Origin of the sequence: Acetobacter indonesiensis (assembly GCF_000963945.1) — a bacterium.
GTDB classification, from domain to species: Bacteria; Pseudomonadota; Alphaproteobacteria; order Acetobacterales; family Acetobacteraceae; genus Acetobacter; species Acetobacter indonesiensis.
Window position 1 is genome coordinate 16,799 of the sequence record NZ_BAMW01000007.1, and the last position, 20,525, is coordinate 37,323.

General features: G+C 54.4%; 19 protein-coding genes. 1 reads left to right on the forward strand and 18 read right to left on the reverse strand.

Annotated features, from left to right (window positions below):
- Positions 1-30: 30 nt before the first annotated feature.
- Both Abin_RS02945 and Abin_RS02950 read right to left on the reverse strand, forming a co-directional pair.
- Positions 31-861: a DUF3108 domain-containing protein gene (locus Abin_RS02945; RefSeq protein ID WP_052948154.1), complete on the reverse strand. Its 831-nt coding sequence runs from the start codon at positions 859-861 to the stop codon at positions 31-33.
- Positions 862-938: 77 nt separating this feature from the next.
- The gene (locus Abin_RS02950) at positions 939-1,739 is read right to left on the reverse strand and encodes an IclR family transcriptional regulator (RefSeq protein WP_048844877.1); all 801 of its coding nucleotides are present in this window, start codon (positions 1,737-1,739) and stop codon (positions 939-941) included.
- A 250-nt stretch (positions 1,740-1,989) separates the two neighbouring features.
- Here Abin_RS02950 and Abin_RS02955 point away from each other — a divergent pair, with 250 nt between their 5' ends.
- Entirely contained in the window at positions 1,990-2,475 is a 486-nt protein-coding gene (locus tag Abin_RS02955; protein ID WP_048844878.1) for a glutathione peroxidase, read from the forward strand.
- 23 nt (positions 2,476-2,498) lie between these two features.
- Here Abin_RS02955 and Abin_RS02960 read toward each other — a convergent pair whose 3' ends face one another.
- The 16 genes from Abin_RS02960 to Abin_RS03035 all read right to left on the reverse strand — a co-directional run bounded on the left by Abin_RS02960 (position 2,499) and on the right by Abin_RS03035 (position 20,521).
- The gene (locus Abin_RS02960) at positions 2,499-3,182 is read right to left on the reverse strand and encodes an ABC transporter ATP-binding protein (RefSeq protein WP_048844879.1); all 684 of its coding nucleotides are present in this window, start codon (positions 3,180-3,182) and stop codon (positions 2,499-2,501) included.
- Positions 3,175-4,422 carry a lipoprotein-releasing ABC transporter permease subunit gene (locus tag Abin_RS02965; protein ID WP_048844880.1) on the reverse strand — a complete coding sequence of 416 codons (1,248 nt, stop codon included), beginning with the start codon at positions 4,420-4,422 and terminating at the stop codon, positions 3,175-3,177. The genes Abin_RS02960 and Abin_RS02965 overlap by 8 nt, the downstream gene beginning before the upstream one ends.
- A 2-nt stretch (positions 4,423-4,424) precedes the next feature.
- Positions 4,425-5,741, reverse strand: coding sequence for a proline--tRNA ligase (gene proS, locus Abin_RS02970; protein ID WP_048844881.1), 1,317 nt, complete (start codon positions 5,739-5,741; stop codon positions 4,425-4,427).
- Positions 5,742-5,901: 160 nt separating this feature from the next.
- Positions 5,902-7,548 carry a ribonuclease J gene (locus tag Abin_RS02975; RefSeq protein WP_048844882.1) on the reverse strand — a complete coding sequence of 549 codons (1,647 nt, stop codon included), beginning with the start codon at positions 7,546-7,548 and terminating at the stop codon, positions 5,902-5,904.
- Positions 7,549-7,556: 8 nt separating this feature from the next.
- Complete coding sequence (locus Abin_RS02980) at positions 7,557-8,369, reverse strand: type III pantothenate kinase (RefSeq protein ID WP_048844883.1); 813 nt, start codon at positions 8,367-8,369, stop codon at positions 7,557-7,559.
- Positions 8,353-9,117, reverse strand: coding sequence for a biotin--[acetyl-CoA-carboxylase] ligase (locus Abin_RS02985; protein WP_048844884.1), 765 nt, complete (start codon positions 9,115-9,117; stop codon positions 8,353-8,355). Before Abin_RS02985 ends, Abin_RS02980 begins: the two co-directional genes overlap by 17 nt.
- 10 nt (positions 9,118-9,127) lie before the next feature.
- Positions 9,128-10,579 carry an NADH-quinone oxidoreductase subunit NuoN gene (gene nuoN / locus Abin_RS02990; RefSeq protein ID WP_048844885.1) on the reverse strand — a complete coding sequence of 484 codons (1,452 nt, stop codon included), beginning with the start codon at positions 10,577-10,579 and terminating at the stop codon, positions 9,128-9,130.
- A 60-nt stretch (positions 10,580-10,639) separates the two neighbouring features.
- Positions 10,640-12,580 carry an NADH-quinone oxidoreductase subunit L gene (gene nuoL, locus Abin_RS02995; protein WP_048845020.1) on the reverse strand — a complete coding sequence of 647 codons (1,941 nt, stop codon included), beginning with the start codon at positions 12,578-12,580 and terminating at the stop codon, positions 10,640-10,642.
- Between the two features lie 8 nt (positions 12,581-12,588).
- On the reverse strand, positions 12,589-12,912 hold the full coding sequence (gene nuoK, locus Abin_RS03000) for an NADH-quinone oxidoreductase subunit NuoK (protein WP_048844886.1): 324 nt from the start codon (positions 12,910-12,912) through the stop codon (positions 12,589-12,591).
- Positions 12,909-13,622: an NADH-quinone oxidoreductase subunit J gene (locus Abin_RS03005; RefSeq protein ID WP_048844887.1), complete on the reverse strand. Its 714-nt coding sequence runs from the start codon at positions 13,620-13,622 to the stop codon at positions 12,909-12,911. Before Abin_RS03005 ends, nuoK begins: the two co-directional genes overlap by 4 nt.
- Before the next feature lie 36 nt (positions 13,623-13,658).
- Positions 13,659-14,147, reverse strand: a complete 489-nt coding sequence (nuoI, locus tag Abin_RS03010; protein ID WP_048844888.1) for an NADH-quinone oxidoreductase subunit NuoI — start codon at positions 14,145-14,147, stop codon at positions 13,659-13,661.
- Positions 14,147-15,175 (reverse strand): NADH-quinone oxidoreductase subunit NuoH, encoded by a 1,029-nt coding sequence (gene nuoH / locus Abin_RS03015; protein WP_048844889.1) that lies wholly within the window; start codon positions 15,173-15,175, stop codon positions 14,147-14,149. Before nuoH ends, nuoI begins: the two co-directional genes overlap by 1 nt.
- 6 nt (positions 15,176-15,181) lie before the next feature.
- The gene (gene nuoG / locus Abin_RS03020) at positions 15,182-17,263 is read right to left on the reverse strand and encodes an NADH-quinone oxidoreductase subunit NuoG (protein ID WP_048844890.1); all 2,082 of its coding nucleotides are present in this window, start codon (positions 17,261-17,263) and stop codon (positions 15,182-15,184) included.
- A gap of 5 nt (positions 17,264-17,268) precedes the next feature.
- The gene (nuoF, locus tag Abin_RS03025) at positions 17,269-18,597 is read right to left on the reverse strand and encodes an NADH-quinone oxidoreductase subunit NuoF (RefSeq protein ID WP_048844891.1); all 1,329 of its coding nucleotides are present in this window, start codon (positions 18,595-18,597) and stop codon (positions 17,269-17,271) included.
- 11 nt (positions 18,598-18,608) lie between these two features.
- Positions 18,609-19,250, reverse strand: coding sequence for a complex I 24 kDa subunit family protein (locus Abin_RS03030; RefSeq protein WP_048844892.1), 642 nt, complete (start codon positions 19,248-19,250; stop codon positions 18,609-18,611).
- Positions 19,247-20,521: an NADH-quinone oxidoreductase subunit D gene (locus Abin_RS03035; protein WP_371862213.1), complete on the reverse strand. Its 1,275-nt coding sequence runs from the start codon at positions 20,519-20,521 to the stop codon at positions 19,247-19,249. Before Abin_RS03035 ends, Abin_RS03030 begins: the two co-directional genes overlap by 4 nt.
- Positions 20,522-20,525 lie beyond the last annotated feature (4 nt).

The following is a 20,525-nucleotide window of genomic DNA, read 5'->3' on the forward strand; positions in this document are numbered from 1 at the left end:
CTTTTTTAATTGATTGATACCAATCGCTTACTAAAACTGACGGGGCGTACCATCCAGCAACACAGTGATGTGTCCCAGCTTTGGGTGATCAAGCTCTATCCGCACGGCAACCAGCCCCATTGTGCCAATTTTTTCAAACCAGGCCCGTCCGGGTTGTGGGTTACGCAACTTGCTTTTTTCACTGGAAAATTTGAAGCCCTTGATCTGCTGGCCAACAAAATTGCAGCGTAACGCGGCTTCACCCCAATCAAGCGGGCCACCAGAAGGAATTTTCTGCTCCCCCGCGCTTTGAAACGACAGGGTTGTCAATCTTAGCCCGTCAAACACTTTTTCCTGACCGCCACAGCTTTGTGTGCTTCTGACGTCATGCAAAAGGCCCATCAACATGGCCAATGTATCCACCGCACCTTTGCGTTCTTCATCCGTTACCGGTTCACGGTCTGTTTCAACGGGGTCCATCAAAACGACCTGTGGGGTAGAGTCCTGATAATGAATAATGGCATGCCGTGTGCGTTTGCGTGACCAACCGGCTGTTTCAAAGCTTTCTGGTTCGATCTTGCCGCCGGCAAACCGTCCACGTGCCTGCAACGTCAGGTCTGTCTTCATGAACATGCCGAACAGACCAGCCGTCTTGACGTGTGCCGCAACGCCATACTGTGTGTCATCCAGCCTGTATGTGGCCTGAATATCCATGACGTGCAGCCCATGCACGAACACCAGATATTTCACTTCTGTCTGCGGAGTCTGTTCCGCAGCTTCGCTATATCGCATGGGAAGGAACGCCAGCGTCCCAGCCAGACAAGCAACCGACAAGACGCGCTTACAAGCAGTACCACCAAAGACCAAACGGGAACGAAGCATAATCTTCCTTTTCAGAGAAGCGTCCTGAGAAACAGCCAGAAGAAAGGCCCCGACTCCCGACGTTAAAGAATAATTTTTTAGGTTTCAGCACCATCAACGCCGTTTCGATAGCCCAGACGGCCAGAAACAGCCTGCGCAAGGGCTGCGGCGCGGCGGCCGAGTTCGCTGACGTCATAACGGCCAAGTTCGGTCTGCGGCAGGCTGACACCCACACCAGCAACCATACGACCGGAATAATCTTTCACGCCTGCCCCAAAACACCACAAGCCGTCGTGAATCTGTTCATCATCCACCGCGTAGCCACGGTCTCGAATCTCGGCAATTTCTCGCACCAATGTGGTCACAGAACGGATTCCATTCGGGGTCAGCGGTTCTGGCCAAGTTGAAGCCGGGTGCAAGGTCAGCCATTCGCGGAAAGAGGTATCATCCATTTCCGCCAGCATGGCATTGCCTGTGGCCGTAAATATGGCAGGCAGGCGCATCCCCACCCGAAACGACGCGCCAAGCACGGTCGCGCTATTTCGGCAGGCCACATACACAACCTCCATCCCCTCAAGAAGGGTGAGAGTCACCGTAAATGGCCCCAGGTCAGAAAATCCATCCAGCGCTTGGTAGAATTCTGTCACCAGATCCCGCTTTTCTGTGACTCCGCCGACCCAATCAAGCAGACGCGTACCCAGGCGGTAGCCTTGGCTGGATGTTTTTTCCAGAAGCCCCAGCTCCACCATAACCCCTAGCAAACCGTGAACGGTGCTGCGGGGGAGATCAAGCTGGCGGGCCACGTCTGCGGCCAACGGAGGCCTGGACGCTGCCTTGACCAGATCGAGAATACGCACGGCCCGACGGAGTGCCGGAACAGAATCCTGTGGTTTGGACATGCCGTTCTTATTTTCCTTGTTGACAAGAGGAGGCGATATCCTCATTATTCCAAATACGGGATCGAGTTCAATATAATGAACAACAATAAATGGACACGATCTCCAGATAATTTGGTGGAAGTCTGACAAGAACCCGCAATAGGGCAGCAGGCTTCCACCTTTCCGTCTTTCTCTCCCCTCGCCGCTTTCCTTTTCTTGCGCTAGACAGGGTTTACCCCCGTGACGTTTGCAACAAAAGAGGCACCACGCCATGACCACGGCTTATGACTTCACACTTCCCGGTCTGGAAGGTGGCACAATCAATCTAAGCGATTATCGCGGCAAGCCACTGCTTATTGTCAATACCGCTTCAAAGTGCGGTTTTACGCCGCAATATGAAGGCTTACAGGCGCTCTGGTCCCAGTTCAAGAAAGCTGGGGTGGGTATTATTGGTGTGCCTAGCAATGATTTCGGCCAGCAAGAGCCCGGTACATCCTCCGAAATCGCGTCCTTCTGTCACCGCAATTATGGTGTCGGCTTTCCCATGGCTGCACGGTGTTCGGTAAAAGGACCGGATGCTGTACCGTTGTTCCAGTGGCTGAACAAAGAAAATGGCTTCCTTGGTCGCCCACGGTGGAATTTCTACAAATATCTGATTAACGGTGCAGGCAAGCCGGTTGCCTGGTTTACCAGTGTTACGCCCCCTACAGCCCCGCGCGTTCGGGATGCTATTGAGCGCGTTTTACTGAACGGCTGAAGAAGTAAGGTGGAGGCTGATAATCAGCGCTCCACCACCAGCCCATCCCGCAGCGTAATAACGCGATCCATACGGGTCAGCAGTTCTTCATTGTGGGTAGCGATAAGAGCGGCCAACCCCTGACCTCTTACAGCGCTCATCAATTCTTCGAACACGACATCTGCTGTGCGCACATCAAGGTTGCCTGTAGGCTCGTCTGCCAGCAGTAAAGCGGGATTATTCGCCAGTGCCCGCGCAATGGCCACACGCTGCTGCTCGCCACCCGAAAGTTTGCCGGGCAGATGCTTTACGCGATGGCCCAACCCAAACAAGCCCAGCAACTGTTCGGCTTTGGCGCGCGCATCCGCCTTGCGCACACCGGCAATCATCTGCGGCAGCATGACATTCTCCTGAGCCGTAAACTCAGCCAGAAGATGGTGGAACTGATACACAAACCCGATACGATCACGCCGAAGGGCTGTTCGGCCCGCATCGGCTAACCCACGGGTGTTCTGACCACACACGTCAATCTCGCCTTCATCAGGCGTATCCAGCAGGCCTGCCAGATGCAGAAGTGTTGATTTGCCAGTGCCAGATGGCGCGACAAGAGCGACCAACTCCCCTGCGCGCAGGGCAAAATCTGCGCCCTGTAAAATGGGCAGCGCGGCTTCCTCGCCACTCCGATACGTTTTTTTGACGCCCTGAAGGCGCAGCACGACATCATTCATGGCGCAAAGCCTCCACCGGGTCTGTTTTGGCCGCACGCCATGATGGATAAAGCGTCGCCAGCAGGGAAAGAGCCAGCGCCATGGCTATAACCTCACCCACCTGCCCCCACACCAGTTTTGCTGGCAGATGTGTCAGATAATAGACTTCGGGGTTGAACAGATTGGTGCCAGTCAAAGACTGTAAGGCCTGCCGTATCCGTTCAATGTTCATGCAGAACACAACGCCCAGCAGGGTGCCTGCGACTGTCCCTGTCACTCCTACCGAGGCACCGCACATCAGAAAAATGCGCATAATCGCCCCACGGCTTGCGCCGATGGTCCGCAGCACGGCGATATCGCCTGTCTTGTCCTTCACCATCATAATCAGGGAGGAAATGACATTGAAAGCCGCCACCAGAATAATAAGTGTCAGGATAAGGAACATGACATTCTGTTCTACCTGCACGGCACCAAAAAGAGCGTTGTTGGCGTTAGTCCAGTCCAGCACACGCAGGCCCGGATCACCCACTGCGTTTACAATCCGCATGGTGACGGGGCGGATATTCTGCGCATCCTGCGTCATCACCTGAATTTGGGTGACTTTATCAGGCATCTGAAAATAAACTTGCGCCGCATGCATGGGCAGGAAAACATAGCTGGAATTATAGTCATTCACCCCAGCGTCAAAAATCGCCACCACATGATAGGCCCGGACACGGGGGATGGTTCCGAAAGCAGTTGCCGCTCCATTGGGGGACACCAGCGTAATGCGGGACCCTATGGAAAGCCCGGCCCGTTCGGCCAGACTGACCCCGACAACAATAGCGTCGTCCCCTTCAAAATCATCAAGCGTGCCGGCAACCAGAGACGAACTGACCCCCTTGAGGTCAATCAACCCCTGCTTGGTCATACCATGCACAACGCCGCCTGAATTGAACGAACCTGCGCTAAGCAGCACCTGTTCTTCAACCAATGGGGTCGCGCTGATAACGCCGGGAACTTTGCGCACCCGGTCAGTCACATCTTCATAGTGTGAAATGGTGCGCCCTGCACCGTAGATGCTCAGATCTCCATTCAGGCCAAGAATACGCCCCATGAGATCTGCCTGGAAGCCATTCATCACCGCCATGACGATGATGAGCGTGGCGACACCCAGTGCGATCCCGACAAGCGAGAAAATGGCAATAACAGAAACAAAGCGCTCTCCACGCCGCGCACGGAGATAACGTCCGGCTATTGCCCGCTCGAAGGGACCAAACATCATCAGCCTGCCAGAACCAGAGCCAGAGCGTCTTCCACGCTCAGATCCTGACGCTCGCCTGTGGCACGACGCTTCAGTTCAACGCGGCCTTCCTTGGCGCTGCGTGGACCAACCACAATCTGCCACGGATGCCCCATCAGGTCCGCATCGGCAAACTTGGCCCCTGCCCGGTCGGACCGGTCATCATACAGGAAGGCTTCGGTGTTGGTGTTGTAGATCTGCTCACACAGCGCATCACAGGTTTCGTCACCAACCTTCAAGTTCAGGATGGCGGCACGGAAGGGCGCTACGGAATCAGGCCAAATGATGCCGTTTTCGTCATGGCTGGCCTCAATAATGGCCCCGGCAAGACGGGAGACACCAATACCGTATGACCCCATTTCAGGGTTCAGAGGCGCACCGTCCGTCCCTGTAACCGTAATATCCATGGATTTGGTATACTTGGTGCCAAAATGGAAAATATGCCCCACTTCAACGCCGCGTCCTTCCCGACGCCGGTCTTCTGGCACGGCGTCCCATGCTGCTGTGTCGTGCATTTCATCGGTGGCTGCGTAAGGTGTGGTTACGCGTTTGTAGAAGGCTTCCAGCGCTGCGGCGTCATCCGTATTAACGGGCTCATCCAGCCAATCCTGTTCTTCAAGGGCGGCATCATAGAACACGCCGCTCTCACCCGTGGGGGCCAGAATGAGGAATTCGTGGCTAAGTTCACCGCCAATCGGGCCGGTATCAGCCCGCATTGGCACAGCCCGCACACCAAGGCGCTGGAATGTGCGCAGATAAGCCAGCATCATGCGCTGGTAGCTGGACACAGCAGACGCATAATCCAGATCAAAGCTGTAAGCGTCTTTCATCAGAAATTCGCGGCCACGCATCACGCCGAAACGCGGACGCATTTCATCGCGAAATTTCCATTGAATATGATACAGAACCTGCGGCAGTTCCTTGTAGGACTTCACTGTCTGACCAAACAGATCAGTAATCATTTCCTCGTTGGTCGGCCCGTATAGCAGATCACGGTTATGACGGTCCTGAATACGCAGCATTTCCGGCCCGTAAGCATCATATCTGCCAGAGCGCTTCCAGAGTTCGGCTGATTGAAGGGTTGGCATCAGCACTTCCTGTGCACCAATGCGGTCCTGTTCTTCGCGGACAATCTGGCTGATATTGCGCAGAACCTTCAGACCTGCTGGTAACCAGGCGTAAATGCCAGAAGCTGTCTGCCGGATAAGCCCTGCACGAAGCATCAGCCGATGAGAGACGATCTGCGCCTCTGCCGGGTTTTCTTTAAGTGTGGGGAGAAAACTGCGCGAAAGACGCATGGATAACTCAACCTTGTCTGTAAAGCGGCCTAGGGGCCGGAACCGCCGGAAACACTCCCGATCAGTTTCTGCTGTAAAACACTGCGACCATAAAGAAAACCCGCATCATGCGGGTCTCCTTCCAAGGTCTTCTTAACAGGGAATTTGGGCTGGCTGCGTGTCAAACACGCAGAACATGCACATCCACCAATGGACGCTTCTGGATCTTGCGGCCCAGAGCACGGCGCAAAGCGGTTTTAGCTGCATCCTGAAAGGACTGATCGTCACTCCGCAGTTCATCTGGGATAACATCCAGCGCGTTTGCGAACTCTTCCCGCACCCGCACGCTTTCCAGATCATCCGGTTCAAGCAGGCCGGGGGCACTAACCTTGGGTTCACCAATGACGAACCCTTCGTCATCAACCGCGAAGCTGGCAATCACCACACCGTTGAACAGCATCTTGCGTCGTGCAGCCAGCACTCCGCCATTCATGGGCAGCAAACGGCTACCATCCAGCGCCAGACGGCCACTGGGTGCGGTATCAATCACTTCAACCTTACCCGGTGCCAGACGCAGAATGTCACCATCTTCCAGCAGAACCGGTGCAATTCCTTTTTCCTGCGCCAGTGCGGCATGAGCCGTCAGGTGACGCCATTCACCATGCACAGGCACCGCATACTGGGGCTTAACCAGGTCATACATGGTGCTGACATCATCACCCGTGGCGTGACCAGACACATGCACAAAATGGTCTTTGTCAGTAATAACCGTCACACCACGACGGGACAGGTTGTCCTGCACAGCCATGATGGCACGTTCGTTACCGGGGATCATACGGCTGGAATAAATGACCGTATCGCCCTCACCCAAAGAGACATTCGGATGAATATCCAGCGAGATACGGGAAAGTGCTGACCGTGGCTCACCCTGACTGCCGGTAATGATCATGACAATCTGATCATCCGGCAGATCATTTACATCCTGCTCGCTCAGGAAGGGCAGAACGCCTGATAGATAACCACATTCACGGGCGGCAACATCCAGATTACGCAGCGAACGGCCAACCAGCACAACCGTGCGGCCAGCTGCTTGTGCCGCCATGGCAATGGTTTCAACACGCGCCACGTTAGAGGCAAAGCATGTCACTGCGATGCGCCCCTTCAGACCACTGATCAGGTCCGTCATGCTCCGACGCACTTCGGCTTCAGAACGGGACTTGCCAGAGCTCATGACGTTGGTGCTGTCACACACCAGCGCCAGAACGCCTTCCTTCCCCACTTCTTCCAGACGCTTCGTGTCGGTAGGCGGCCCAACAAGCGGATCAGGGTCTAGCTTCCAGTCACCCGTATGAACCACAATGCCCGCTGGCGTGCGCAGCACAACGGCCTGCGCTTCCGGCACGGAATGCGTTACGGGGATAAACTCAAGATCGAATGGACCAACGTCAAACCGGCCACCGCAAGGAATAACGTGGATCGGCACCTGCTGGAGCAAACGTGCTTCACCCAGTTTGCGGCGCAGCACGGCACCTGCGAAGGGGGTTACGTAAACCGGACATTCAAGCAGAGGCCACACATGGGCCACGGCACCAATATGGTCTTCATGGGCGTGGGTAATCACCAGCCCGGCCAGTTTGTCGCGCCGTTCAGCAATGAAGGTCGGGTCTGGCACCAGAATTTCAGCTTCTGGTGTGTCGTTACCGCTAAAACCAATACCGCAATCTATCGCCAACCAGGTTTCCCCCAAGCGATAGAGATTCAAATTCATACCGATTTCGCCTGTTCCGCCCAAGGGCAGAAAGGCGAAATCGCCGTTCTGTTCTGTCATTAGTAGTACTATCCTTCTGTCAAAAGATCTTTTTCGATGGTGAGACGCGGCAGGGGGTTGCGCCCTGCCAATATCCGCAGCCCGTTCAGGGTCAGCATTGAATCGACATGGTCAAAGACCGTTGTTCCTTCCGAGAAGAGCGGAGCCAGACCACCGGTAGCGAGCACTTTCATGTCCTGCCCGACTTCCTGCCTGATCCTCTCGACGATCCCCTCGATCAACCCGATATAGCCCCAGAATACCCCGGAGCGCATAGCGGCAACCGTGTTGCGCCCAATAACGGAATCAACTGCCGGACGCCCGACACCAATACGCGGCAGTCGCGCCGCAGCCTGATGCAAGGCTTCAACAGACAGATTGATTCCCGGCGCAATGACGCCGCCACAATAACTCCCTTCATGATCAACCACATCAAAGGTGGTTGCTGTACCAAAATCTATAACCGTTAACGGCCCACCATAAAGATGGTGCGCCGCAAGTCCATTTAAAAGGCGATCAACCCCAACTTCGTCCGGATTGTCCATTTTGATGGAAAACCCCCAATCCAGTCGGGCTGACGCCAGCAAAGGTTCAACCGCAAACCATTGTCGGCATAATGTGCGCAGATGGTAGAGTGCTGCGGGCACAACGGTGCCAATCACAGCGCCTTCAATATCATCCGCCGAAATACCCTGCATGCGCAGCAACGCCAGCAACCATACGGCGTACTCATCTGACGTACGCTGGGCCTGCATGGTTATGCGCCACGTACCACGCCATTTTGCGCCATCATACACGGCAAACACAACATTGGTGTTGCCTGCGTCAATGACCAGAAGCACTTACTGCCCCCTGTGATGCCAGCAGGATATCTCCTGTTGCGATGGTTTTCATTCCGTTTTCCGTTTCAAGCAGCAGCCGACCATCTGCGGCCAGCCCCGCAAACTGCCCCTTTTCATAAGTAGTCCCGCCGCTTACGACAAGAGGCGTGCCAACAGGATGCGCCCGTTTCAGCCATTCCTTACACAGAATACTGAATCCTTGCTCCCGCCAGACCATCAGCCAATGGGTCATCTGGGCGAGAATAGCCTCTGCCACGGCCTTGGGCTGTGGGGCCTCTCCATACCGTGCCAGATTGGCAGCCTGCCGCCCAATCGCATCGGCATTAGGGGCGTTTGCCAGATTGGCCCCCATACCGATAACCAGCCTGTCGCCTTCCCGCTCGATCAGGATACCGCCAAGTTTCTGGCCGTCTAACAAAATATCATTGGGCCACTTGATTTGCAGGTGATGGCGCGCCGCAGGCATGGCCGCTGCCAACCCGTCAAAAAAGGCAAGTGACGCAACAAACGGCCAACCACCTAAAGCGTCCTGCCCCATCTGCTCGCCGTCGAGCAACATAGAAAGAGCAAGGCTTTGGCCGGCATCAACCCAGTTGCGGCCACGGCTGCCGCGCCCTTTGGTCTGCTGCAAAGCCAGAAGAGCCAGACCGGGGAGTTCCCCCGCTCTGGCCCGTTCAAGACAAACATCCGAGGTCGAAGTCAGTTCATCATAACATTCAAGCCGCCAAGGCGGACAAACTGCCTTCATTCCCTCTCCTTTAGCCAGCCAGTGCCATTGCGGCCTGCTGGGCCATTGTCATTAATGGACCAAGCACCAGAATGAAAAACACTGTTGCCAGCCCCATACCGCCAGACACAAACAGCAGGCTGGGTGCTGGACGATCCAGCCCTTCTGCGGGTGCATCAAAATACATAACCTTTACGACGCGAAGGTAATAGTATGCGCCCACAATACTGGAAACCGCCCCGACACAGACCAGCACATAAAGACCAGCCTGCCATGCCGCGGCAAACACCATGAACTTGCCAAAAAAGCCAGCAAGCGGCGGTGCTCCCACCATACTGAACATAAAGATCGCAAGGGCCGCAGCCATACCAGGATCTGTTTTGCTTAGACCGGCAAGGTCAGCAATAGCGGTCACTTCCCGCCCCTTGCGCCGCATGGAGGCAATACCCGCAAACACACCCGCATTCATGACAAGATATGCCGCCAGATAGATCAAGGTAGCCCGCACACCAGCAGAAGATGCCGATGCCAGCCCCATCATGGCGTACCCCATATGGCCAATGGAGGAATAAGCCATCAAACGTTTAATATCGGTCTGGGGAATGGCTGCGAACGCGCCGTACACCATTGATAGCATGGACACGGTTTCAATCAGGATCTGCCAACGGGGCGCAACCATCCCAAACGGGCCAACCATTACCCGCAAAAACAAAGCAAAGGCTGCAAATTTCGGCGCCCCCGCCATATAGGCTGTAACAGGCGTAGGGGCACCTTGGTATACATCTGGTGTCCACATATGAAACGGGACAGCAGAGAGCTTGAAGCACAGTCCCACCACAACAAAGACAATACCGACCATAAGCCCGGCAGGGATCTCACCCCCAGCATGAATGGCTGCGATCAGACCGCCATACTCCATCGTGCCAGCATATCCATAGACCAGTGACATGCCATACAGCAGGATGCCAGACGCCAGTGACCCCAAGACAAAATATTTTAGACCCGCTTCAGAAGATGCAACGCGATCACGCTCCAATGCGCAGAGAATGTAAATGGACAGCGATGACAACTCCAACCCGACAAATAGCGTCATCAGGTTGGCAGACGACGCCATAATCATTGCGCCCAGTGTCGAGAAGAGCATTAGGATAGGGGTTTCAAACGGAAGCGCGTCTGATACCGTGCCCTGCTCTCTCCGATAACCAACGGTCACCACTGTTGCCAGCAGACCACCGGCCAGCGCCAGAATTTTCATAAACCGGGCGAAGCTGTCATTCACAAACGTGCTTGCGTATCCCACGCCGTCCGGTGACAGAACGACCAGAAAACCACAGCCGATAAAGGCTGCAATAGTCAGCATAGCGCAGGGAAAAAACCCCTCCCCCCGCCGCTGTAAGACCCCCACAACCAGAATAACCAGCCCGGAAAGCGCAAGTGCAATTTCAGGTAAAGCCAGCGTCCAGTTTACTGCACTGTCGCTCATTGCAACGCACTCCGTTCACAAGAAATCATCATGAGGAAGAAAGTCTGCATCATCCGTTCCTCACCCACACAGTGCGACAGTCAGCAAGACCACCAACCCAGCCAGCATGGTGAAGGCATAAATTGCAATCGAGCCGGTCTGAAGTTTGACAGCCTCTGCAGCACCAGTAGCGGTTGCACGCACCAGATCACGCGGCAGCCCTTCAACGGCCCCTTCATCTCCCTCTTTCCACAGTGCACGCGCTATGGCGGCATAGGGGCGGACAAAAATAACGGTATAAATTTCGTCAAAATACCATTTGTTCAGCAGGAAGCGATAAACAGGCCCGAAAGACCGTGCCATGGATGCTGGCAATGCTGGTGACGCCACATAGAAAACATAGGCCAAGGCAATCCCGGCCAGCCCTGCGATAGAAGGCAGAAGGGCTATCAGTGCAGGAACATTTTCCAGCGTTTCCATGATGGTGTTAGCAGGCGCGTTGAAAATTGCTCCGTCCCAGAACAATTCCTGCTTTGGCCCGATATAGAATGGCGCAAGTGCTACACCTGCCACCACAGCCCCTATTGCCAGCAGCACCAAAGGTACTGTCATGGCAGCAGGACTTTCATGTGCAGCGTCGCGCAGATGAGCATCGGCTGGTGCGCCATGAAACACCAGGAACAGCAAGCGCCAGCTATAAAAGGCCGTAATAAACGCCGTAATGGTGCCTAGCACCCAAGCATATTGGCTCATACCGCTGCCACTGGCCCAAAGAGCGTTCAGAATGGCATCTTTTGACCAATACCCAGCAAAGGGGAACACACCAGCGAGTGCCAAGCTGCCTATCCACATGACAGCATAAGTCAGCGGCAGCTTCTTCCATAAACCGCCCATACGGAACATGTTCTGTTCGTCATGCACGGCATGGATAACAGAGCCAGCCCCCAGAAAGAGAAGGGCTTTGAAAAATGCGTGGGTTGTCAGATGAAAAACCGACGCCTGATAAGCCCCGACCCCAACAGCGGCAAACATGTACCCAAGCTGAGAGCAGGTTGAATACGCAATCGTGCGCTTGATATCAGGCTGCACCATGCCGACAGTGGCGGCGAAGAAACACGTTGTTGCCCCAATGAAGATGACAAACAACCGGGTCTGGGGCGCGAACTCCAACAAAGGCGACATACGCGCCATCAGAAACACACCAGCGGTGACCATGGTGGCTGCATGGATAAGCGCAGAAACCGGCGTTGGCCCTTCCATGGCATCAGGCAACCATGTGTGGAAAAAGAGCTGTGCCGACTTGCCCATAGCCCCCACAAATAGCAGGAAGCAGATGACTTCAATCATGCTGAATGCTGTTCCGAACAGAGGGTAGTATGCCCCCAGAACCTGCGGAACAGCCGCAAAAATTTGATCATACTGCACTGTATGGAACAGCACATAAATCAGGCCGATCCCCACAATGAAAAACAGATCAGCCACACGGTTGACGACGAACGCCTTGATAGCTGCCGCCGTAGCCGAAGGACGGTCATACCAGTAGCCAATCAGCAGATAACTGGCCAAACCAACGCCTTCCCACCCGAAGAACAATTGGATGAGATCATTGGAAGACACCAGCATGAGCATGGCGAAGGTAAAGAGTGAGAGATACGAAAAAAACCGATATGTCGGCATTGTCTCGTGGCTCATGTAGCCAAGGCTATAGCAATGCACCAACAATGAGACACACAGCACCATGGCAGTCATGGTGACTGACAGTGTATCAAACCGCAGGGTCCACGTTGCGTGAAAACCACCGGCATTGACCCAGTCAGCCAGAGCAACAGCGCGTGGAGCAAAACCGGCGCTCCATCCACCATACAGAGCCCCTACCCCGCAAAGCGTGGCAATAGCCATACAGCCCAGAGTGATTATTTTGGCGACGGCATCGCCCATAAGACGGCCACCAAGCCCAGCCACAGCCGCCCCTGCCAGCGGCAGAAGAATGGCAACAGCAAACAGGTGAAGATCGGTCTGCATCAGTCCGCTCATCCCTTCATCATCGTAACGTCTTCAACCTGGATAGACCCACGGTTACGGAAATAGACCGTGACAATGGCCAGCCCGATTGCCGCTTCTGCGGCTGCGATGGTCAACACAAACAGCACCATGATCTGGCCCGAAAGGTCAGCATGGGCGGAAGAAAACGCGACAAAATTCAGATTGGCGGAAAGCAGGATCAGTTCCATGGACATCAAAATGATGATGACGTTTTTCCGGTTAAGAAAAATGCCAAACACACCCAGAACCAACAAGGCTGCGCTCACAACCAGATAAGGGCCAAGCCCAATGGCGGCGATAGCGGGCGTCATGCGCCTTTCTCCCTTTCGTCTGCCTCCGTCTGCCCTCCCGATCCGTATGATCCGGGAACAGCAATTTCGTAATAGGAGTTATGGGGACGAAGGAAACCACCATTCCCCAACACATTTTCGCCAAGTGGCAGATCCACAAGCTCAAGCGTGTCTTCACGTGTGCGTGCATGCTGTTTGCTGATATTCTGGCGACGCCCCGTATTGGTTTGGCGCAACGTCAGAACGATAGCGCCGATCATGGCGACCAGCAGCACCAGACCACACGCCTGAAAAAGCAGAACATAATGCGTGTAGATCAACGTGCCCAAAGCTGCGGTATTGGTCAGCCCCGGTGCCCCGCTTAGGGGGGCCAACCCGGTATCAGGTGCCATCTTCCAGTTACCAAGCGCCATAATCAGCTCGACAAACAGAATACCGCCTACACAAGCCCCTATCGGCGCATAACGCTGAAACCCTTCGCGCATCTGCGTGAAATCAATATCCAGCATCATGACCACGAACAGGAACAGCACAGCCACGGCACCCACGTAGACAATGACCAGCAGCATGGCCAGAAACTCGGCCCCTGCCACCAGAAACAAGCCTGCCGCATTAAAGAAACCAAGAATCAGAAACAGGACCGAATGCACGGGGTTACGTGCGGTAATAACCATTGTGGCGGATACAAGCAGCACCGTCGCAAACACATAAAATACAAGCTGCGGTATCATCAGCTTACCTCCTGCCAGGATATGGCCTGCACATTCTCACCGATAAGGCGCATCAAGTTCTAACCGACGGGCAAGCAGGGCTTCCCAGCGGTCTCCGTTCGCAAGAAGCTTGTCTTTGTTATACATCAGCTCCTCGCGGGTTTCGGTCGCAAATTCGTAGTTGGGGCCTTCAACAATTGCATCTACCGGGCAGGCTTCTTCGCACAGGCCGCAATAGATGCATTTTGTCATGTCTATGTCGTAACGCGTGGTACGGCGCGAACCGTCATCACGCTCTTCAGCCTCAATGGTTATGGCTTCAGCCGGGCATGTTGCTTCACACAATTTGCAGGCAATGCAACGTTCCTCGCCATTGGGGTAACGCCTTAACGCATGCTCACCACGGAACCGGGGAGAAAGTGGCCCTTTCTCATACGGGTAGTTCAGCGTGACTTTTGGCTTGAACATCATGTTGAATGTGGAAGCCATACCGGCTGCCAGTTCTGTCAGCAGAAAAGACCGGAAGGTTTTTCCAAGAGCACTCATCAATTGATACCTCCGGTCTGGGGCAACAGGCCTGTCGCCATAAGGAAACCTGCTGTTGCAATCATCCATATCAGGGAAAACGGCAGGAAGACTTTCCACCCAAGGCGCATCAACTGGTCATACCGATAGCGGGGGAACGTGGCGCGCACCCAGATAAAGACAAACAGGCAAAAGAGAATTTTGAAAATCAGCCATATTGGCCCCGGCAGCCAAGTGAACGGCGCAATGCCCAGTGGCGGTAGCCATCCACCCAGGAACAGGATGCTGACCATCGCCGACATCAAAATCATGTTGGCATATTCACCAAGGAAAAACAGACCAAATGCCAAGGACGAATATTCGACAAAGAACCCGGCCACCAGTTCGCTCTCACCTTCTGGCAAGTCAAACGGCGCACGGTTGGTTTCCGCCAGTGCCGAGATAAAGAACACGATAAACATTGGGAACATGGGCAGGCAGAACCATACATGACGCTGTGCCAGCACAATGTCATTCAGGTTCAGGCTACCAACGGCCAGCAGTACTGACACAATCACCAGCCCGATGGAAACTTCGTAAGACACCATCTGCGCGGCAGACCGCAGACCACCAAGAAAGGCGTATTTTGAATTGGAGGCCCAGCCTGCAATCAGCATGCCGTAGACGCCAAGGGACGAAATGGCCAGTAGGTAAAGAATACCCACATTAATGTTCGCCACGGCGAGCCCATTACCGGTTGGGATAACCGCCCATGCCAGCATAGCGAGCGAAAACGTCAGAAACGGTGCAAACAAGAACAGGGCACGATTGGCACCCGATGGAATAACCGTTTCCTTGAAAATCATCTTGATGGCATCGGCAAAAGCCTGAAGCAGGCCGAACAGACCATTCACATTCGGCCCGCGCCGCATCTGCATGGCGGCCATGACCTTTCGCTCCATGAGCGTCAGATAAGCCACACCAATCAGCAACGGCACCAGAACGGCCAATGTTTCCAGCACCATCAGAATAATCTGGCCAATAAGCGTATGATAAAAAAACTGCGCCATTAGCCTTTACTCCGCTGCCACTGCGTGTGCTGGGGCATAAACACGCGAACATTCCGCCATGGTCGGACTGGCCCGGCTTATAGGATTGGTCTGATAATAGTCATGAATAAGCGGACGAAACTCTCCCGAGCCGAAGTCACCCGGCACATTTGTCGGAGATCCGTCTGACAAGCGTGCAAGCCCGGCTGGTGATTTTTCAACCGTTCCGATGTGCGCAAACACCGGATTGACCGCGGCCATACGTGCACGCAACGCTTCCAGAGTGTCGTAAGGTAACGTGTGACCTGCGACTTCTGAAAATGCGCGAAGAATACGCCAGTCTTCCTTTGCCTCGCCCGGAGGGAAGACCGCACGGAACGACCGCTGCACACGGCCGGCCGTGTTTACATACGTACCCGGCTTTTCCGTATAGGCTGCACCCGGGAGAATAATATCTGCCCGTGCCGCTGCTGCATCCCCATGATGCCCCTGGTAAATAACGAATGTATCCGGGCCGATTTTATCGATCGGGAATTCATCTGCTCCCAGAAGCCACAGAATATCTACGCCTCCACGAAGCATGTTGGTTGCAGCCAACCCGTGTGAACCGGGGAGAAAGCCCAGATCAAGCGCACCAGCGCGGGATGCTGCTGTATGCAGAACATTGAAACCGTTCCAGCCATCATTCACAACACCAACCTGTTCAGCTAGCTGACGGCAGGCTTTGTAAACAACTTCAGCATCGTGTCGGGTCAGCGCTGCATGGCCCAGAATAATCATGGGGCGCTTTGCGTTCTTCAACGTTTCAGCAAAGGGGCTCGAACCATCAAGCAACCCCGTTAACGCATCAGGCCCTTCCCCTAGGACCGTCACGTCATAGGTAGGGTCCGTTGGGAAACCGCCAATCGATGCTATTGGAAAACCGCCCCGCCCGGCATGGAGGAACCGCTTACGGATACGGGCATTGAGCACTGGCGCTTCATGCCGCGGGTTTGCCCCCACCAGCAGCAATGCGTCTGCATCGTCCAGTCCGACAATATCGCTATTGAAAAGATAGCCCTCGCGGGCGCTTGTGTCATACCAGGCGCCATCCTGCCGACAATCAATGTTTGATGACCCGAGGGCCACCATCAGATCTTTTAGCGCACAGAGACTTTCGGCATCGCAGAGGTCTCCGGCAATGGCCCCGATACGGTCACCTGTCACACCATCCAGTCTGCGTGCCAAAGACACAAATGTATCCTGCCACGATGCCGGATGCAGCTTGCCGTGTACACGCACCCACGGACGGTCCAGCCGCCGCCGCTTTAAGCCATCAACAGAAAAACGGCCTTTGTCTGACAGCCATTCTTCATTTACCTCGTCATTGACGCGAGGCACAATCCGCATGACTTCGCCGCCACGAGCCTGCACCTGAATGTTGGTACCGACAGCATCCATGACATCAATACTGTCGGTCTTCTTATATTCCCATGATCGGGCATGGAAGGCTGAAGGTTTGGCGGTAAGCGCACCAACCGGGCAGATATCGATCAGATTGCCAGAAAGCTCGGATGTCAGTGCTTTTTCGACATAGGTGGTGATTTCCGCATTTTCACCCCGGGACACCATTCCCAGTTCCGGCGTCCCTGCAACCTCGGTCGAAAACCGAACACAGCGTGTGCATTGGATGCACCGCGTCATGACCGTCTTAACCAGCGGTCCCAGATTTTTATCAGTTACTGCCCGCTTATCTTCCTGATACCGCGAAATACCCGTGCCGTAACCGTAAGCCTGGTCCTGCAAATCGCATTCCCCGCCCTGATCACAGATGGGGCAATCAAGCGGATGATTGATCAACAGAAATTCCATGACCGCGCGACGCGCACGGCGCACCACTTCTGTATCCGTCAGAATTTCCATTCCTTCAGACACAGGGAAACCGCAGGATGCAACGGGTTTTGGCGCACGCACAACCTGCACCAGGCACATGCGGCAGTTCCCTGCTACGGACAGACGTTCATGGTAGCAGAAACGCGGTATTTCTTTTCCGGCGGCTTCACACGCTTGCAGCGCAGAAGAACCCGGAGCGACATCAACCGGTGTGCCGTCAACTATTACCCTCACCATGGGCCTTACTCCGCTGCCACTGGGATGCCGTGCGCAGGCACCTGCACCAAGCCAGTTGAACCAAGCGCTGCTTTATACTGGCGAATACGGGCTTCCATTTCCGGCCTGAAGTGGCGGATCAAGCCTTGAACAGGCCAAGCCGCAGCATCCCCCAGCGCGCAGATGGTATTGCCTTCCACTTGCCGGGTAACCTGTTCAAGCAGATCAATTTCATCAAGCTCGGCACGCCCCTGCACCATGCGGTCCATCATCCGCATCATCCAGCCAGTGCCTTCGCGGCAAGGCGTGCACTGGCCGCAGCTTTCATGTTTGAAGAAACGTGAAAAACGGGCGATTGCTTCGATAATATCGGTCGATTTATCCATGACAATCATGCAGGCCGTGCCCAAACCGGACCGTTCGGCGCGTAAGCTGTCATAATCCATCAGCACGGTTTCGCAGATTGACTTTGGCAACACAGGAACAGAACAGCCACCGGGAATAACGGCCAGCAGATTATCCCACCCCCCGCGCACACCGCCGCCGTGTTTTTCGATAATTTCCTTCAGCGGAACGCCAAGCTCTTCTTCAAAAACACAAGGCGTATTCACGTGACCTGAAATAGCCATCAGTTTGCTGCCGGTATTATTGGGACGCCCCAAACCAGCAAACCATGCCCCACCACGCCGCATAATTGTAGATGCGACAGAAATACTTTCGACATTGTTTACAGTGGTTGGACAACCATAAAGCCCTACACCAGCCGGAAAAGGCGGCTTCATGCGTGGCTGGCCTTTTTTGCCTTCAAGGCTTTCAAGCAGGGCTGTTTCCTCGCCACAGATGTAAGCCCCTGCACCACGATGGATGTAGAAATCGAAATCCCAGCCGCTACCAGACGCATTTTTGCCAATCAGGCCAGCTTCATAAGCTTCATCAACTGCATACTGAAGATGCTCTGCTTCACGAAAAAATTCGCCGCGGATATAAATATAAGCCGCATGTGCCCCCATTGCGAATGACGCAATCAACGCACTTTCAATCAGCTTGTGCGGCTCGTGCCGCATGACTTCACGGTCTTTACATGTGCCTGGTTCTGACTCATCCCCATTGATCACCAGATAATGGGGACGCCCATCTGACTGCTTGGGCATGAAAGACCATTTCAGCCCTGTCGGGAAGCCAGCCCCGCCACGCCCGCGCAGACCGGACGCTTTCATTTCAGCGACAACAGCATCCCGCCCTTTGGCTAGAATATCAGCCGTATTATCCCAGTCACCGCGTCTACGGGCACCGGCCAGCTTCCAGTCGTCCTGACCATACAGATTAGTGAAGATCCGGTCTTTGTCCTGCAACATGCCCGTCTCTCCTATTGGTTTTCAGACGCCGCTTCCGGCGTTTCAAGCAATGTCTTGCGTCCACCTTCCGGTGCGGAGCCACAGCGATTAGTCACAGGGCCTGCCGCAGGGCGTTCGTCCGTCCGTAACGCAGCGATGAGTGCCTCCGTGCTGGGGCCATCCATATCTTCATAAAAATCGTCATCGACCTGAAGAATAGGGGCATTGGCGCAGGCACCCAGACATTCAACCTGCGTCAGCGTAAACAAGCCATCTTCACTGGTTTCACCAACATTGTTGATACCAGTAGCTTTTTTGCAAGCCTGCACAACAGCATCTGAACCACGCAACCAGCATGAAGTCGTAGTGCAGACCTGAAGGTGATACCGCCCTATGGGGCGTGTATTATACATGGTGTAAAAAGACGCGACCTCATACACACGGATGGGCGCCATATCCAGACGTTTGGCAATTTCGTCCATCGCGACCAGAGGCACCCACGCACTCCCGGTCTCACGCCCCATCTGCCGTTGGGCGATGTAAAGTATGGGCATGACAGCACTGGCTTTTCGTGCTTCCGGGTATTTCTTCAGAACTTTTACAATTTCCGCTTCTGATTCTGCATCAAACGTAAATTGTTCCGGCTGCTCTGCCGGTTTCCATGGGGTGTTCAACGATCCACCTCCCCAAACACAAGATCAAGCGAGCCGATAACCGCCACCATGTCGGCCAGCATGGCGCGACGGGACAGTTCATCAATAGCCTGCAAATGCGAGAAGCCCGTAGGCCTTATCTTGCAGCGATAAGGTCTGTTGCTGCCATCTGCCACCAGATAGACACCAAACTCGCCCTTCGGGCTTTCAACTGCGGTATAGGTTGCTCCGGGTGGGACATGATAGCCCTCACTAAACAACTTGAAGTGATGGATCAGCGCTTCCATGGAGCGCTTCATGTCTGCCCGGGGCGGAGGCGTGAATTTGGGGTCCTGCACCTTCACGGCACCGGGACGAATTTGTGTCAGACATTGCTCGATAATTTTCACGCTTTCCCGCATTTCTTCCATGCGAACAAGATAGCGATCGTAACAATCACCCTGACGTGTCACAGGCACTTTGAAGTCAACCTTGTGATAATTGTCATAAGGTTGACTGCGCCGCAGATCCCACGGCACACCAGATGCACGCAGACAAGGGCCGCTAAACCCCCACGCCAAAGCCTGCTCCGTTGTGAAAACACCGATACCAACCGTGCGTTGTTTCCAAATTCTGTTTCCCGTCAACAACCCTTCAAGGTCGTCAATCCATGCACGGAATTCTTTCGTCCATGCCCCAATCCGGTCTTCCAGATCAGCCGGGATATCGCGTGCAACACCACCGGGACGGAAATAATTGGCATGGAAACGGGCGCCAGAGGCTGCTTCGTAAAACTCCAGAAGTTTCTCACGCTCTTCATATCCCCACAGGGCGGGTGTTACCGCACCGCAATCCAGCCCCATGGCTGTGATATTGAGAATATGGTTTAGAATACGCGTTATTTCTGCAAACATGACCCGCAGCCATTTGGCGCGTTCGGGTATATCTATGCCCAGAAGTTTTTCTGTCGCCAGTGCAAACGCCTGCTCCTCACACATGGGAGAGACGTAATCAAGCCGGTCAAAATAGGGCAGAGCTTTGTGATAGGTTTTGTATTCTATCAGTTTTTCAGTGCCACGATGCAAAAGACCGATATGTGGCACAGCACGCGCCACGACCTCGCCCTCCATTTCCAGAACAAGACGCAACACACCATGCGCGGACGGATGCTGGGGACCAAAGTTCAGGGCATGAGAGTCAATTTCGACTGTCCGTCTTTCGCCATTCTGAAGCGCCTGCTCTGGCAATAGGCTTTCGGGAATATCTTTCTGAATGAAAGACTCTTCGATGGTCGACGTATCTACCGGTTTCATGTCT